Source organism: Sphingomonas sp. AC522 (assembly GCF_979258125.1).
On the sequence record NZ_OZ409836.1, the window covers coordinates 2,171,718 to 2,186,995 of the forward strand.

Annotated in this window: 13 protein-coding genes; 9 read left to right on the forward strand and 4 right to left on the reverse strand. The window is 65.6% G+C overall.

Annotated elements, in window-relative coordinates; all coding sequences use genetic code 11:
* Nucleotides 1-44 precede the first annotated feature (44 nt).
* Together ACZZZM_RS10760 and ACZZZM_RS10765 are read left to right on the forward strand one after the other, a co-directional pair.
* The gene (locus ACZZZM_RS10760) at nucleotides 45-2,144 is read left to right on the forward strand and encodes a GDSL-type esterase/lipase family protein (RefSeq protein WP_463595095.1); all 2,100 of its coding nucleotides are present in this window, start codon (nucleotides 45-47) and stop codon (nucleotides 2,142-2,144) included.
* Nucleotides 2,145-2,225: 81 nt separating this feature from the next.
* Nucleotides 2,226-2,894 carry a hypothetical protein gene (locus ACZZZM_RS10765; RefSeq protein WP_463595096.1) on the forward strand — a complete coding sequence of 223 codons (669 nt, stop codon included), beginning with the start codon at nucleotides 2,226-2,228 and terminating at the stop codon, nucleotides 2,892-2,894.
* A 7-nt stretch (nucleotides 2,895-2,901) separates the two neighbouring features.
* Here ACZZZM_RS10765 and ACZZZM_RS10770 read toward each other — a convergent pair whose 3' ends face one another.
* On the reverse strand, nucleotides 2,902-3,972 hold the full coding sequence (locus ACZZZM_RS10770) for a PA0069 family radical SAM protein (RefSeq protein WP_463595097.1): 1,071 nt from the start codon (nucleotides 3,970-3,972) through the stop codon (nucleotides 2,902-2,904).
* 102 nt (nucleotides 3,973-4,074) lie between these two features.
* On the opposite strand from ACZZZM_RS10770, the gene ACZZZM_RS10775 reads away from it, so the two are divergent.
* Entirely contained in the window at nucleotides 4,075-4,578 is a 504-nt protein-coding gene (locus ACZZZM_RS10775) for a YbjN domain-containing protein (protein WP_463595098.1), read from the forward strand.
* A 148-nt stretch (nucleotides 4,579-4,726) separates the two neighbouring features.
* Here ACZZZM_RS10775 and moaB read toward each other — a convergent pair whose 3' ends face one another.
* Genes moaB through ACZZZM_RS10790 form a run of 3 tightly spaced genes read right to left on the reverse strand, consistent with a single transcriptional unit; the run spans nucleotide 4,727 to nucleotide 7,723 of the window.
* The gene (gene moaB, locus ACZZZM_RS10780) at nucleotides 4,727-5,251 is read right to left on the reverse strand and encodes a molybdenum cofactor biosynthesis protein B (protein WP_463595099.1); all 525 of its coding nucleotides are present in this window, start codon (nucleotides 5,249-5,251) and stop codon (nucleotides 4,727-4,729) included.
* Nucleotides 5,238-7,022, reverse strand: coding sequence for a lytic transglycosylase domain-containing protein (locus ACZZZM_RS10785; protein WP_463595100.1), 1,785 nt, complete (start codon nucleotides 7,020-7,022; stop codon nucleotides 5,238-5,240). Before ACZZZM_RS10785 ends, moaB begins: the two co-directional genes overlap by 14 nt.
* Before the next feature lie 2 nt (nucleotides 7,023-7,024).
* Complete coding sequence (locus ACZZZM_RS10790) at nucleotides 7,025-7,723, reverse strand: uracil-DNA glycosylase family protein (protein ID WP_463595101.1); 699 nt, start codon at nucleotides 7,721-7,723, stop codon at nucleotides 7,025-7,027.
* A 127-nt stretch (nucleotides 7,724-7,850) separates the two neighbouring features.
* Between ACZZZM_RS10790 and ACZZZM_RS10795 the strand changes: the two genes are divergently transcribed.
* From ACZZZM_RS10795 to ilvD, 6 genes are all read left to right on the forward strand, one after another.
* On the forward strand, nucleotides 7,851-9,506 hold the full coding sequence (locus tag ACZZZM_RS10795; RefSeq protein ID WP_463595102.1) for an electron transfer flavoprotein-ubiquinone oxidoreductase: 1,656 nt from the start codon (nucleotides 7,851-7,853) through the stop codon (nucleotides 9,504-9,506).
* Nucleotides 9,475-11,088, forward strand: coding sequence for a tetratricopeptide repeat protein (locus tag ACZZZM_RS10800; protein WP_463595103.1), 1,614 nt, complete (start codon nucleotides 9,475-9,477; stop codon nucleotides 11,086-11,088). The genes ACZZZM_RS10795 and ACZZZM_RS10800 overlap by 32 nt, the downstream gene beginning before the upstream one ends.
* A gap of 11 nt (nucleotides 11,089-11,099) precedes the next feature.
* Nucleotides 11,100-11,903, forward strand: a complete 804-nt coding sequence (locus ACZZZM_RS10805) for a 4-(cytidine 5'-diphospho)-2-C-methyl-D-erythritol kinase (RefSeq protein WP_463596427.1) — start codon at nucleotides 11,100-11,102, stop codon at nucleotides 11,901-11,903.
* Between the two features lie 175 nt (nucleotides 11,904-12,078).
* Entirely contained in the window at nucleotides 12,079-12,816 is a 738-nt protein-coding gene (locus tag ACZZZM_RS10810) for an enoyl-CoA hydratase/isomerase family protein (protein ID WP_463595104.1), read from the forward strand.
* Nucleotides 12,807-13,538, forward strand: a complete 732-nt coding sequence (locus ACZZZM_RS10815) for an N-formylglutamate amidohydrolase (RefSeq protein ID WP_463596428.1) — start codon at nucleotides 12,807-12,809, stop codon at nucleotides 13,536-13,538. The genes ACZZZM_RS10810 and ACZZZM_RS10815 overlap by 10 nt, the downstream gene beginning before the upstream one ends.
* An 11-nt stretch (nucleotides 13,539-13,549) precedes the next feature.
* A complete protein-coding gene (ilvD, locus tag ACZZZM_RS10820; protein WP_463595105.1) occupies nucleotides 13,550-15,271 on the forward strand; it encodes a dihydroxy-acid dehydratase in 1,722 nt (573 codons plus the stop codon).
* The last annotated feature ends 7 nt before the right edge of the window (nucleotides 15,272-15,278 follow it).

Below are 15,278 nucleotides of genomic sequence, written 5' to 3' on the forward strand. Positions count from 1 at the left end.
TATGGTAACGCTACCACAAGCATAGGGTGGGAAGCGGGATGAGGATGAAGCGCGCCCTTTGGGCAATGGTCCTGCTGTGCCTCGTGCCCGCAGCACAAGCGCAGGAGCGGCCGCATTGGGTCGCCAGCTGGGCGACCGCGCTGATGGTGCCGACCGGCGAGAATATTGCCGCCGATGCCGACCTCACCGATGCGACGCTGCGCCAGGTGATCCGCATTTCGCTTGGCGGCAAGCAGCTCCGCTTGCGCCTGTCCAACGTCTTCGGCAATGCGCCGCTGGCGATCGGCGCGGTAACCATCGCGCGTTCGGCGGGCAATGCCAGCGCGAAGATCGATACCGCCAGTCTCAAGCGGGTGACCTTCAATGGCGAGGCAGGTGCGGTCATTCCTGCAGGCGCCGAATATTGGTCCGATCCGGTTGCGCTGCCGGTCGAAGCGGGAGCGGACCTGACGATCAGCTTGTATCTGCCACGGGCACCCGACCGGCAGACGAGCCATCCCGGCGCGCGTGCGACCAGCTATTTCGCGCGGGGCGATCAGGTCGCGGCGGCGGATCTGCCGGGCGCCAAGACCGCCACGCGCTGGTATCTGATCGGCGGCGTCGAAGTGGATGCATCGGGCGGCTCGGCGGTGGTGTTGCTCGGGGATTCGATCACCGATGGCTATGGCGTTCAGCCCAATACCAATCTGCGCTGGGGCGATGCGCTGATGCGCCGCATGCAGGCCGATCCCGCGACGCGGAACATGGCCGTGCTCAACGCCGGCATTGGCGGCAACCGGCTGCGGCTCGACGGGCTCGGGCCGAACGCACTAGCGCGGTTCGAGCGCGAAGTGCTGTCGCCGCCGGGGGTTACGCATCTGATCGTGGTCGAGGGGATCAACGATCTCGGCACGCTGACCCGCGATGCGCCGGCCACGCCCGAGCAACATGCCGCGCTCGTCCGCGAGATGATCGCCACCCTTCAGCAGATCGTCAGCCGCGCCCAGGCGCGGGGCATCAAGGTGATTGGCGGCACGATCATGCCCGACGGTGCCTCGGCTTATTACCACCCGGACGCTGCCAATGAGGCCGATCGCGCCGCAGTCAACGCCTGGATCCGCGCGCCGGGCAATTTCGATGGGGTGGTCGATTTCGACGCCGTGCTTCGCAACTCCGCCAACCCCCTGGTGCTGCGCGCCGATCTCGATTCGGGCGACGGGCTGCATCCCTCGATGATGGGCTATCAGGTGATGGCCGATGCAGTTCCGCTCTCGCTGCTTTCGCCCAAATCGAAGGACAAGGGGCAGGGGACGCCGGCGGCGGCGCCGATGATCGCGCTCACCTTCGACGACATGCCGGCCCATGGCGCATTGCCGGAGGGCACGAAATGGCCCGAGGTGGGCGACAGGATCATTGCCGCGCTGAAGGCGGCGGACGCGCCTGCGACCGGCTTCGTCAACGGCGTGCTGCTGGAGCATGCGGTGGGAAGCGGGACGGTGCTCGACGCGTGGCGCGCGGCGGGGCTGACGCTCGGCAATCATGGCTGGAGCCACGCCAATCTCGATCAGATGACCGACGCCCAATTCGCCGAGGAACTGACGAAGAACGAAGCGTTGCTGGCGGCCAAGATGGGCGCGGCGGACTGGCACTGGTTCCGCTATCCCTTCCTGGCCGAAGCCGCAGCCGATCCGGGGAAGCGCGCGCGGATCCGCAAGCTGCTTGCCGCCAAGGGCTACAAGGTCGCCACCGTCACAATGGATTTCAGCGACTGGGCCTATACCGGGCCCTATGCGCGCTGTGTGGCGAAGCAGGATTATGCGGCGCTTGCCGAATTGGAGAAAGCGTGGCTCGCGGGCGCGGCCGCCAATGCCGATCGCTACCGGGCAATGTCGCGGATGCTCTATGGTCGTGACATCCCCTATGTCCTGCTGATGCACCTCGGCGCGCTGGACGCGAAGCTGATGCCGCAATTGCTGGAGATGTACCGCAAGAAGGGCTTCCGTTTCGTCAGTCTCGAAGAGGCTTCGCGCGACTCCTATTATCGCGCCGAAGTGAATCCCGCGCTGCCGCCCTCGCCGCAGGGGCTGGAGGGCGCGATGGCCGCGCGCGGAATGGCGCCGCCACCGGCCCCGCCGCTCCCCGATTTCGCGAAGATGTGCCAATGAAGAGGCAGGCTTACTATCCCGCGGCATTGCTGTGCCTCGTGCTCGCCGTGCCCGCTGCGGCGCAGGAGGGAGGCCGAAGAAGTGATCATCACCGGCATGCTGGCCGACAAGGAAGTCGTGATCCAGGCGCCGCCGCAATGCTCCGAGCGCGAAGGCGATCCCCTTGATACGGTCCCGGTCGAGCGCGGGGTGGGCGAGCAGCGCGTGATCGGACCCGACGCGAAGGGCGTGGTCCGCTGGCACGAGGACGACCAGCCGATTTTGGGGCCGGCGATCTGGCAGCGGACGGGCAATGCGATCGGCGACTTTCGCTTTCGGGTGACGGTGGAGGCGGACAAGCCGATGTGCATCGGGGCGCGATCGTCCGCCACACTGGGGTATGGCGGGCTGCGCCTGATCGTCTCCGCAGCCGGGATGCACGGGAGCTATCTTCATTTCTCCGCACGGGTCTCGACGCGCAACGCGGGGCGGGTGCGCTTCTATTTGGTCGCAGGCGAGGAGCACCACCGCCGGGGGCGGGGCGGCGATACCCGCGCCGAGCCGCTGCGTGGAACGCATGGCTGGCGGCGGGTCCATCTGGTCGTCGGTCCGGTGCCGGCCTATGCCAATCATGTCAGCTACGGCTTCCTGCTCATCGGGCGTGGCGACGCCTGGTTCGCCGATCCGAAGCTCGAAGTCCTGACGCGTGAGCAGGCGCTTGCGGTCGGCTCGCTGACTCTCTCGCAAGTGGGAAATGCCAACCCGCGTTAATCGGGGCTCAGAATAACTCGCCCTGCGGCCCCGCGGGCCGACGGAACAAGTCGGTCCGCACATTGAAGCGCTCGGCATCGAGGCCGTAGCGCCGTGTCGCGATCAGGAAGCGGGTACGGAGCAATTCGGACCAGGGGCCTTGTCCGCGAAACCGCGTGAAGAAATTGGGGTCGTTATCCTTGCCGCCGCGGATCGACTGGATGGTTGCCATCACCTTGGCCGCGCGATCGGGGAAATGCGCATCGAGCCAGGCGCGGAACAGCGGGGCGACTTCGTGCGGCAGGCGCACTGGCAGAAAGAATGCGGCTCGGGCGCCGGCCTCGGCTGCGCGCTCAAGGATGTGCTCCATCTCGTGATCGGTGATCTGGGGAACCACCGGCGACATCGACACGAAGACGGGAATGCCAGCATCGCTCAGCTTGCGGATCGCGGCAAGGCGCTTCTCGGGATGGGGCGCGCGGGGCTCGAGCGTCATGGCGATCTTCGGGTCGAGCGATGTCACGGAGATCATCACCGCCGCCAGCCCCTTGGCCGCCATGGGGGCGAGCAAGTCGATATCGCGGGTCACGCGGTCGGACTTGGTGGTGATCGTAATCGGGTGATCGCATTCGGACAGCACCTCGATGCATCCGCGGGTGATCCGCCAATCGCTTTCGATCGGCTGATAGGGATCGGTGTTGGTGCCGAACGCGATTGGTTTGCAGACATAGTTGCGCTTCGAAAGCTCGGCGCGCAGCAGGGCAGGGGCGTCGGGCTTGGCGAACAGCTTGGTTTCGAAATCCAGCCCCGGTGACAAATCGTGATAGGCATGGCTCGGCCGCGCAAAGCAATAGATGCAGCCATGTTCGCATCCGCGATAGGGGTTGATCGAGCGATCGAAGGCGATATCGGGCGACTGGTTGTGCGTGATGATTGTGCGCGGCTTCTCGACCGTCACCGTAGTGCGAAGTGGCGGTAATTCGCCGTCGATCAGCACGCGATCGTCGAGCCAGTCGCCATCGGCTTCGGTGGAAGGCAGGTTGAAGCGCGTGCTTTCCCGGTTGAGCGTTGCCCCGCGAATGGCCCGATTCTTCGCCATGCAGCGAGCCTAGGCGGAGGCATGGAACATAGCAAGAACAAGGAGCGCCGATTGTCTCACTCGCTGCGCATGATAAGGCTGAAGAAAACCGGGGGGATCCTAATGCGCCTGACCTGCCTTGCTATTGTCGCCGCGCTGTTCGCCGCGCCCGCCTTTGCGCAGGATCGCGAAGGGTGCGGGGCCGGGCTGGTGTGCGCGAGCAATCCCGACAGTGTGTTGGCGGCGATGACCAAGGCTAATCTCAAGCCCAAGCTGAGCAAGGATGCCAATGGCGATCCGCTGATCGAAAGCGAGGGCGCCGCGGCTTATCATTTCGACGTCTATTTCTATGGCTGCGAGAAAGCGAAGAACTGCGATTCGCTGCGCCTGGAAGTGATCTTCGAAAAGGATGTGGCGAGCACGCCGGCGCTGGCAAACAAGTGGAACGCGGCGCACCGTTTCGTCCAGGCTGCGGTCAAGGACGATGGCCGCTTCGTGCTCGCTTATGACGTGCCGACGATCGGCGGCATGAACGCGCGCCACTTCACCGATGTGCTCGATTGGTGGACTTCGATGCTGGGCGAGGCAGGGGATTTCTTTACGAAGGAATTGGGCGAGAAGAAGTAGAAGTTGGGGACGCAAATCCCCGTCCCTGCAAGGGAGGGGTCAGGGGTGGGTGGAGTGCTCGCGATACTGCGCAGCTATGCCGAAATCGGCCGTATTACCTGGACGCGACCCACCCCCAGCCCCTCCCTTGCAGGAGGGGCAAGTGCGGCTACTCCATCAGCCGCGACATCAGTTCCACGAAGTTGCAGGGCTTGTGGCGGATGTCGAGCTGGGTGGCGAGAATGCCGTCCCAAGCGTCGGTGACCGCCCCGGTCGAGCCCGGCAGCGCAAAGATATAGGTGCCGCGGGCGACCCCCGCGGTAGCCCGCGACTGGATCGTCGAAGTGCCGATGGTTTGATAGCTCAACCAGCGGAACAGCTCGCCAAAGCCCGGGATTTCCTTGTCCCAGACACGCGCCAGCGCTTCGGGGGTGATGTCGCGGCCGGTGACGCCGGTGCCGCCAGTGGTGAGGATCACGTCGACGCCGGTATCGTCGATCCAGGCATGGAGCTTGCTGACGATCGCCTCGGGATCGTCGCGGACGATGGCGCGGTCGGCCAGTTCGTGGCCCGCGGAGGTCAGTCGCTCGATCAGCCGGTCGCCCGAACGATCATCGGCCAAGGTCCGCGTGTCGGAAACGGTGAGCACTGCGATCCGCACCGGGCGGAACGCCACGCTTTCATCGATTGCCAAGGTCGCCCCGCGACGAAAGCGTGCGGCCACTGAGCTTCACCGAAGTCGCGCCCGGCATGCCGGGGAACTTAGGCCACAGCCCCTGAGTCAGCGCCTCGCGGCTGGCCGACTTCCGGCCCTCCTGATTCTCGTACATCCAATAATTGCGCAGCACGGTCATCACGTAACCGCGCGTCTCCCAATAGGGGATGCTCTCGATATAGAGCAGCGGGTCGCCGCCATCCTTGCTCATCGAGTTCCACAGGGTCACCGGCGTGGGCCCGGCATTATATGCCGCGATGACCTTGGGCAGCAGCCCGCCGGTAAAGGGCGTGTCGCGCAACTGCTCGAGATAGGACTGGCCGATCTCCATGTTGACCGAAGGCTTGGTCAGGTCGGAAGCGGCATAGGTCACGCCCTTGCGCCGGCCGACATCGGTGGCGGCGCCGGTCTTGACCTGCATGAGGCCCATCGCGCCTGCGGCGCTGCGAATTTCAGAATTGAAGCGCGATTCCTGCAGCGTGTGGGCAAAGACCAATGCCTTGTCGACGCGCCAGCCGCCATCGGGCGACCAGTTCGGCGCGGGATAGCGCGCGGCGACCTGGACGGTAGCGCCCGAGGGGCCGTTGTGCGAAAGCCAGAGCTGGGTGGCGGGGAGGCTTAGGCGCCCGGCAAGGCGGGTAAGTGCGGCATGTTCGGGCGCGTTGGCGCTCAGTTTCGCCTGATAGCGGATCACTTCGTCGGCCAGCCGGTTCTCGCCGATCTCGGTCAGCGCCGCGGCAACGCGGACATTGGGCCGGCGCTCGAGCATCTTCCAATCGTCCGCGACGAACTTCTCGCCGCGCACCGGCTTGTCCTCGATCGCAAGCGCCTGCCTGGCGAGCAGCCCGTAAAAGGTCTCGCCATATTGCGAAGCGGCCTTGAGCTTGGGCGAGACGCGATCAGGACGGCCGCAGGCCATCTCCGCCCGCGATCCCCAATAGAGCCCGGCCGAGCGCAATTCGGTGTCGTTGGCGCGAGTCGAAACGCGGTCGAATGCCTGTGTCGCGCTCTCGCAATCCTGCTGGCGCCAGGCGCTGAGCCCGGCGACCCAATCGGCCTGCGCGGCCCAATCGCCCGATCCCTGCTGCGCGCGCGCGGCGACGCGGCGCGCATTGTTGTCGTCGCCCGAAACATAATAGATCCACGCGACCTTCTGCTGCCATTCGGTCGCCGAATCCGGGGTCAGATTCATCCCCAGCCGATCGACGAGCGCCTCCGCATTCGGGCCGTCATCGGCCTTCACATAAGGCTGGATCGCCAGTGCGATCTCGGTCGCGGCATTGTCGCTGCTCACGGTTCGTGCGCGCTGGCGAACGGGCGCGCCGTCATACCAGACGAGGCGTTGCGCCTGCGGGAGCGAAGGTGTGTCGATTGCGCCGCGTGTCTTCGCCATTCGCGAAAGCTGCTCGGCGTGCGGAAGCTCGGGGGCCTCGGCAAGCAACGTCATCAGCGGCGGCAGTTCGACCTTGGGCGAGTTCTTGGCGGTATAGAGCTCAGCGCGCGCAATCGCGTGCAAGGGGCCCGGCTTCATCGAATCGAGCTGGAGCTGCGCGTCCTGCCACTTCTCCTGGCGGATCGAGGCGAAGACGGTGCGATAGCCGGCGCGCTGCGAGGCATCGAGCTGATCGGGAATGCCATCGCCATCGCGGGCAGCGGCGGGCTTCTTGTCGCTCGTGAGTGGGCGATCGTCGGCATGGGCGAGCATCGGCGTCGCGATCAGCGCGGTGGCGGCTAGGAGGAGGTTACGCATGGTCACTGGCCTCGGGTCAACAGCAGTAAATGCTTCCAGGCTTCGCTTTTGGCGGCGGGCCGCTCCAGCAGGAAGCGGGGGTGGTACGTCGTCGCCACCCGCGTAGTGCATCCGAAAAGGTTAACATCGCCCGAACCATCCGCTCGGTCGATCAACTGCTCGGCGGCCTTGCCGAACAGCAGCAGTCGCTCGGGGCGCAGTAGCGTCAAATGATGCCGCGCCAGCTGGACGATCCGCGCCTGCTGCTCGGGGGGCACGCGCCCGGTGAGTGGCCGCGCCATGGCCAGCGACGCGAGATAGACCGACTCGCGATCCAGCCCGATCGCCGCCAGCATCCGATCGAACAATCGCCCGGTTGCGCCGCTCATCAGCGACTCGGTATCGTCCGAGCACGGCATGTCGCTGAAAATCACCAGTTTCGCATTCGCCGGGCCGCTTGGGGCAATCAACGGCGTATGCCACCCGGCCTCGGGCGCCGCCGGCCCGAGCCGCCACTCGACGAAATCGGCGAGCGTGGTCGGCAATATCTCGACAGCCGCCGCTACGGCAGCCTCTTGTGCCTTGGCCTCGGCGGCAGGAACGACGCGCGCCAGCCAGTCGCGCGGCTCGTCGTCGACAAGCGTCTCTATGCCGGCGTCGCGCCACCATTCGAGTGCGCTCGCAAGCCCCTGCTGCCAATCGTGCGCGTGTTCAGCCCCCATATTCACCTTTCAAACCCTGTTGACGCCGCGGTCAATCTGCCTTCATCGACGGGGGGACAGGACGTTGCCACCGCGCGACGACAAGCGCGAGCGGCGTCCCGAAACCGGATTGCATGAGGATTGGGTGATGAGCGAGCGCGAGTCGATGCCTTACGACGTGGTGATCGTCGGCGCGGGGCCTGCGGGGCTTTCGGCCGCGATCCGCCTCAAGCAACTCGCTGCCGAGGCGGGTTCCGAACTCTCGGTCTGCATCCTGGAGAAGGGCTCGGAGGTCGGCGCGCACATCCTTTCGGGCGCAGTGATCGATCCTAAAGGACTCGACGAATTGCTGCCCAACTGGCGCGACGACGGCTGCCCGCTGGCGCAGACCCCGGTGACCGAGAACCACCACTGGATCCTCAGCGAGAAGGGCAAATCGAGCTTCCCCGAGATCATGACGCCGCCCTTCCTTCACAATAAGGGCACGTACACCGGCTCGCTTGGCAATCTCTGCCGCTGGCTGGCGGGGAAGGCCGAGGAACTGGGCGTCGAGATTTTCCCCGGCTTCGCCGCGGCCGAAATCCTCTACAATGAAGACGGCAGCGTGAAGGGCGTCGCGACCGGCGACATGGGCGTCGCGCGCGACGGGACGCACAAGCCGGACTACGCCCCGGGGCTGGAGCTCCACGCCAAGTACACGCTGTTCGGCGAGGGCGTGCGCGGGCATTTGTCCAAGCAGCTCCAGCGACAGTTCGAGCTCTGCACCGACGCCGACCCGCAGGTTTACGGCATCGGCATCAAGGAGCTCTGGGATGTGGATCCCAAGAAGCATGTTCCCGGCAAGGTGATCCACACCCAGGGATGGCCGCTCAAGGAAGGCGAGGCCAATGGCGGCGGCTTCCTTTATCACCAAGCGGATGGGCAGGTCGCCTTGGGCTTCGTGGTCTGGCTCAATTATACCAACCCCTATCTCTCGCCCTTCCACGAAATGCAGCGTTGGAAGACCCATCCCGCCATCGCCGAGATCTTGGAGGGCGCCAAGCGCGTCAGCTATGGCGCCCGCGCGATCAGCGACGGCGGCTGGCAGTCGGTGCCTAAGCTGGTGATGCCCGGCGCGGCGCTGATCGGCGACAGCGCCGGTTTCCTCAACGTGCCGCGGATCAAGGGCACGCATACGTCGATGAAGAGCGGCATGATGGCGGCCGAGGCTGCCTTCGCGGCCGTGCAGGCAGGACGTAGTTCGGACGAGCTTGCCGCCTATCCCCAGGCCTACAAGACCAGTTGGGTCGAAAAGGAGCTTCGCGGCGTCCGCAACGTCGTTCCGCTGGTCAAGAAGTTCGGCGACACCTGGGGCACGGTGCTCTCAGGCGTGGCGATGTGGATGGAGTTGGCAGGGCTGCGCTGGCCCTTCACGATGAAGCATCATCCGGACCATGAGAGCCTGGTCCATGCCAGCGAGGCGCGGGTGATCGAATATCCCAAGCCCGATGGCGTGCTGACCTTCGATCGCCTTTCCTCGGTGTTCATCTCGAACACCAATCACGAGGAGGACCAGCCGGTCCATCTCACGCTGAAAGATCCCGATATTCCCATCGGTTACAATCTTCCGGTGTACGCCGAGCCGGCGCAGCGTTACTGTCCGGCAGGCGTGTATGAAGTGGTGGGGGAAGGCGATGATCTGCGGTTCCAGATCAACGCGCAGAATTGCGTGCACTGCAAGACCTGCGACATCAAAGACCCGACCCAGAACATCAACTGGGTGGTTCCCGAAGGTGGCGGCGGGCCCAATTACCCGAACATGTAGCGTCCTGCTGACGCTGCTGCTCGCGGCGCCGGCCTCCGCACAGGCAGTATCTTCCGCGACGGGTTCGTCAGCCTATGTCCAGGCTCGCGCGGCCGACGCGGCGGGACTCGCGCGCCTTGCGGCAGCTGGCTATGCGACGGCGCTCAAGGCCGAGCCCGAGGATCAGGTGCTGGCGATGCGCGCCTATCGCCAGGCGCTGTCTGCAGGGGATTACAACCTCGCTAGTCGCGCCGCGGCGGTGATGGTGCGCGCGGGCAGCGCACCGCCCGACACCGATTTGCTTGCTTTTGCCATGGCGCTCCAGGCCAGTGACCGTACCGGCAGCGACGCAGCACTTGCCCGCATCGACAAAGGGCCGCTCAACTTCCTCGCCCCTGTGCTTCGCGCCTGGCTTGCCGCCGATCGCGGCGAAAACCCGATCGCCATGCTCGAAAAGGCACGCGGCGATGCGCTGGCCGGGCGCTACGCAATGCATCACCGCCCGCTGCTGATGATCGCGGCGGGGCGTGGTGGCGACGCCGTTGTCTCGCTGTCCGCGCTGCTCACCGAGGGCGGCGAGGAATTTGACGATCTCCGCATCGATGCCGCCAGCCTTTTGGCCGGCTTGGGCCAGCGCAAGCTTGCGCTCAACCTGATCGGCGACGATCGCCCAGATTATGCGCTGTTGCGCAAGCGGCTGGACAAGGGAGGCAGGCCCAGCGCTGCCTTCGGCGCGTCGCGGCTGTTCCTCGAAGTGGCGCAGGACATCGCCGCGCAGGAAATCCATCCGCTTTCGATCGCTCTGACCCGAGCGGCGCTGCTTCTCGATCCCGCCGACGATCGCGCGCGGCTATATCTGGCCGAGGCATTGTCCGGCAGTGGCTCGCATGCGCTGGCGCTGGACGAACTCGCCAGGATCGCGCCCGACAGCCCCTATCGCCGCGGCGCGCAAGCGGGGCGGATCGCGGCGCTACAACGTGCCGGGCGGACCCAGGAGGCGATCCCGCTCGCCCGCGCGCTCGCCGAGGATCGCGACGCGACGGTGGCCGATGCGCGCACCTATGGCGATGTCCTTGCCGCCACAACGCAATATGCCGCGGCCGCCAATGCCTATGGCACCGCGCTCGATCGCGCGGGTAGCGATGCGGGCTGGGAGCTGCATTTCCTGCAGGGCTCGGCGCTCGATCAGGCGGGGCGATGGGGCGAAGCACTGCCTGCGCTCGAGCGCGCCGTGGCGCTGGGGCCGAACCAGGCCTCGGCACTCGAATATCTCGGCTATGCGCAAGTCGTGCGCGGCGAGAAGCTGCCCGAGGCGCAGGCACTGCTGGAGCGCGCCAGCAAGCTCGATCCCGATGATCCCGGTGTGTCCGCATCGCTGGCCTGGGCATATTTTACGCGCGGCGACGTCATGCGCGCGCTGCCGCTGCTCGAAAAGGCGGCGCAGGGGGATCCGGGCGGCGCAGTCACCAACGAACATCTCGGCGATGCCTTTTGGAAGGTCGGGCGGCGTTACGAAGCGCGTTATGCCTGGAGTGCGGCGGCAATCTATGCCGATAGCGACGCCGTGCTCCGTATCCAGGGCAAGATCGCTAACGGCCTGTGAGCATCGAACGAATGATCGTTGAGCCCGCACCCGCCAAGCTCAACCTGGCCCTGCACGTCCGCGCACGGCGGAAGGACGGGTATCACGAACTCGAAACGCTGTTCGCGTTCGTCGAGTTCGGCGACGAAATTCGCCTCGAACGTGCCGAGACCACCAGTCTTATCAGCACCGGTCCGTTTGCGGTCGCTCTCGAAGGGCATGCCAACCTTGTGACAAGCGCCGTGAGGGCGTTTCAGGCCTCGTTCCAAACCCACAAAGGCTATGCAATCACGCTAGACAAGCGCCTGCCGATCGCATCTGGCATCGGAGGTGGCTCTGCCGATGCCGCGGCGACCTTGCGCGCGCTGGCCCGCTTCCACAACATTCCGTTCGATAACGATGTGCTTCAGCACTGCGCTGCTTCGCTCGGGTCAGACGTCCCCGCTTGCCTGCTCGGCCGGACTGCGATCGGGCGGGGCAGGGGCGAGCAACTCGAACCGGTGCCCGGTCTGCCCGGCACGCCGGTGTTGCTGGTAAACCCCAGGGTTGCGGTCTCCACCGCCGACGTGTTTCGCCGCTGGGACGGCGTCGATCGCGGGCCGCTCGGCTCTGATCCGTTGGCTGGGCGCAACGATCTGCAACCTCCGGCGACGGAGATCGCCCCCGTGATCCGCGACGTGTTGACGCAGCTGGAGAGCCAGCCCGGCGTCCGGCTTGCCCGCATGTCGGGTTCGGGCGCCACATGCTTTGCGTTGTTCGATAGCGAAGAAGCCTGCCAGGCCGCAGCTGTGGCGATGCGTGCGGATTGGTGGGTGCAGCCGACCCGCCTTACCTGACAGCACGAACCCAATCGCATTAACCAGTCTCGCATACGCGATCTTGTAACCTGCGCATGCAAGCAGTCGGCAGCGGATCAGACGCCAAGCGGGACGTCCGCCGGTGGCCCTTGCTTCGGCAGGCGCCATCCCCGCCCGCTTGGCGTGCTTGCTCCAAGCCTCTACTGACCTGGCCATGATCCAGGTCGATCGCGACGGCTTCATCGCCACCATCACGCTTTCCCGCCCCGAGGCGCGCAACGCGCTGCCAACCTCCGGGTGGCACGCACTCGCCGGTGCGGCACGCGAGATCGCTGCCAGTGATGCCCGCTGCGTGCTGCTCAAATCCGATGTGCCGGTGGTCTTTTCCGCAGGCGCCGATATCGGTGAGTTCGCCACCTTCGCCACTACCGAGGACGCGACGCGCTTCCGTGAAGCGATGCGCGCCGGGATCGAGGCCATCGCCGCGCTCCCGATGCCGGTGATCGCAGTGATCGACGGCGGCTGCTTCGGCGCCGCCATCGCGCTGGCGCTCGCGTGCGACCTGCGCGTGGCGGGGGACGGGGCCCAGTTTGCCTCGACGCCCGCCAAGCTCGGCATCGGCTATCCGCGTGAGGATGTCGCTCGCCTGATCGCACAGGTCGGTAAGGGCAATGCCGCGCGGATGCTGTTCACCGGCGAGATCGTCGACGCGGCAGACGCGCTGGCGATGGGGCTGGTGGAGCTACGCTGGGAAAATCCTGCGCCACTCGCCCGTGCTTTCGCCGATCGCATCGCCGCCAACGCTCCGCAAGCGATGCAGTTGCTCAAGCGGACGGTGGGAGATCCCGCCGATCCAGCGCTGGACGCGGCCTTCGACGCCGCATTCGGTGGGCCCGAATTCGCCGAGGGCTATCGGGCGTTTCGCGAGCGCCGCAGGCCGGAATACAAATGACGGAGATCATCCATGGCGAAGCTCGCGACGTCTTCCTCCTGTGCGACCATGCGTCCAACGCTGTTCCCGAAGACATAGATCTCAGCATCGCGCCCGAGCTGCTCGACCTGCACATCGCAGTCGATATCGGCGCCGGCGATCTCACGCGCAGCCTTGCCGCCGCACTCGACGCCCCCGCGATCCTCGCAACCGTCTCGCGTCTTGTGATCGATTTGCACCGCGAGCCCGATCATGTCGGGCTGATCCCGCATCGCAGCGATGGCCACCTGATCCCTGGCAACGAGACGGTGGATCGCGCCGCGCGCATCGCCCGCTTCCACGCGCCCTACCATCGCATCCTCCGCGAGCAGATCCGTGCCCAGCGCCCCCGGCTGATCCTCTCGATCCACAGCTTCACGCCCCGGCTGGAGCATGGCGGCAGCGATCGCCCTTGGGAGGTCGGCGTGCTCTATAATCGCGATGCCCGCGCGGCGCATCCTGCGGTCGAGTTTCTCCGATCGTGCGGGTTTGTGACGGGCGACAACGAGCCCTATTCGGGGCGCCTGCTCAATGCGACACTCAACCGCCATGCCGAAGCGCAGGGGATCCCTTCGCTGGCAATCGAAGTGCGCAATGATCTGATCCGGGATGCGGATGGCGTCGAGCGATGGACGCGACCTTTGGCCGACCTGACAAATTCTTTGCGCAATAGTCTTGCGCGAAATGAGCCTCCCGCGACATAGCCTTGCGCGCCATGACCAATCGATTCGAAAAATCCAGGCTCCCCAGCCGCCACGTCTCCGTCGGCCCCGAGCGCGCGCCGCACCGCAGCTATTATTACGCAATGGGGCTGTCCGAAGAGGAGATCGCGCGCCCATTCGTCGCGCTCGCCTCGGCGGGGAATGACAGTGCCCCGTGCAATACCACGCTCGATTTCCAGGCCGACGCGGCGCGCAAGGGAGTAGAGCAAGGCGGGGGCATGCCGCGCCGCTTCAACACCATTACGGTGACCGATGGCATCGCGATGGGCCATCAGGGGATGAAATCTTCGCTGGTCAGCCGCGAAGTCATCGCCAATTCGGTCGAGCTCAGCGTCCGCGGCCATTGCTACGATGCGCTGGTCGGCTTTGCCGGCTGCGACAAGTCACTCCCCGGCATGATGATGGCGATGCTCCGCCTCAACGTGCCGAGCATCTTCGTCTATGGCGGCTCGATCCTTCCCGGCCGCTACGAAAATCGCGACGTCACCGTAGTCGATGTGTTCGAAGCGGTGGGCCGCTATGCAGCCGGAACCTGCCCGGTCGCGGACCTCACTGCGCTCGAAAAGGTCGCCTGTCCCGGCCACGGTGCCTGCGGGGGGCAGTTCACGGCCAACACCATGGCTTGTGTCGGTGAGGCGATCGGGTTGTCGCTGCCCAACAGCAACATGGTGCCCGCCCCCTATCATTCGCGCGAGCAAATCGCGATCGCAGCCGGCGCGCAGGTGATGGAGCTGATCGCGCTCAACCTGCGCCCGCGCGACATTTGCACGCGCGAAGCCTTTATCAACGCGGCGCGCGTCGTCGCGGCGACCGGGGGCTCGACCAACGCCGCGCTTCATCTGCCTGCAATGGCGAGCGAGGCCGGAATCGAATTCGATCTCCACGACGTAGCAGAGGCTTTCAAATCAACACCTTACATCGCCGACCTCAAGCCTGGCGGGAAGTATGTTGCCAAGGACATGCATGAGGCCGGCGGGGTCTATATGCTGATGAAGACCATGCTCGCCGGGGGCTTTCTAGACGGCAATTGCATGACTGTTACCAGCAAGACGCTGGGCGAGAATATCGACCAAGTCACCTGGAACCCCGACCAGAAGGTCATTTACGACGTCAAGACGCCGATTACGCCCACCGGCGGCGTCGTCGGCCTGCGTGGCAGCCTCGCTCCTGAGGGTGCGATCGTGAAAGTCGCGGGCATGCACCGGCTTCAATTCACCGGTCCCGCCCGCGTCTTCGATTGCGAGGAGGACTGCTTCCAGGCAGTCGAGAAGCGCGAGATCCTCGAGGGTGAAGTCGTGGTCATCCGTTACGAAGGCCCCAGGGGCGGCCCCGGCATGCGGGAAATGCTTTCGACCACTGCCGCGCTATACGGGCTTGGCATGGGCGAAAAGGTCGCATTGATCACCGACGGCCGCTTTTCGGGCGCCACCCGCGGCTTCTGCATCGGGCATGTCGGTCCCGAAGCCGCCGAGGGCGGGCCGATTGCCCTGATCGAAGATGGCGACACGATCCGCATCGATGCCGAGGGCGGCACGATCGATCTGGACGTGTCAGAGGAAGTGCTCGCCGCGCGCCGCGCCGCCTGGCAGCCGCGGATCAACGATTATCAGTCGGGCGCGCTCTGGCGCTATTCCCGTACGGTGGGGCCCGCCTATAAGGGCGCCGTCACACACCCGGGAGCCAGTGCCGAACGTCATGTATACGCGGATATCTAGCAGTATC

What these genes read in the sequence shown, in the direction of transcription:
- ACZZZM_RS10760 (WP_463595095.1), top strand. Translation starts at nt 45, where the DNA reads ATGAAGCGCGCCCTTTGGGCAATGGTCCTGCTGTGCCTCGTGCCCGCA.
- ACZZZM_RS10770 (WP_463595097.1), bottom strand. Translation starts at nt 3,972, where the DNA reads ATGGCGAAGAATCGGGCCATTCGCGGGGCAACGCTCAACCGGGAAAGC.
- ACZZZM_RS10775 (WP_463595098.1), top strand. Translation starts at nt 4,075, where the DNA reads ATGCGCCTGACCTGCCTTGCTATTGTCGCCGCGCTGTTCGCCGCGCCC.
- ACZZZM_RS10785 (WP_463595100.1), bottom strand. Translation starts at nt 7,022, where the DNA reads ATGCGTAACCTCCTCCTAGCCGCCACCGCGCTGATCGCGACGCCGATG.
- ACZZZM_RS10790 (WP_463595101.1), bottom strand. Translation starts at nt 7,723, where the DNA reads ATGGGGGCTGAACACGCGCACGATTGGCAGCAGGGGCTTGCGAGCGCA.
- ACZZZM_RS10795 (WP_463595102.1), top strand. Translation starts at nt 7,851, where the DNA reads ATGAGCGAGCGCGAGTCGATGCCTTACGACGTGGTGATCGTCGGCGCG.
- ACZZZM_RS10805 (WP_463596427.1), top strand. Translation starts at nt 11,100, where the DNA reads ATGATCGTTGAGCCCGCACCCGCCAAGCTCAACCTGGCCCTGCACGTC.
- ACZZZM_RS10810 (WP_463595104.1), top strand. Translation starts at nt 12,079, where the DNA reads ATGATCCAGGTCGATCGCGACGGCTTCATCGCCACCATCACGCTTTCC.
- ilvD (WP_463595105.1), top strand. Translation starts at nt 13,550, where the DNA reads ATGACCAATCGATTCGAAAAATCCAGGCTCCCCAGCCGCCACGTCTCC.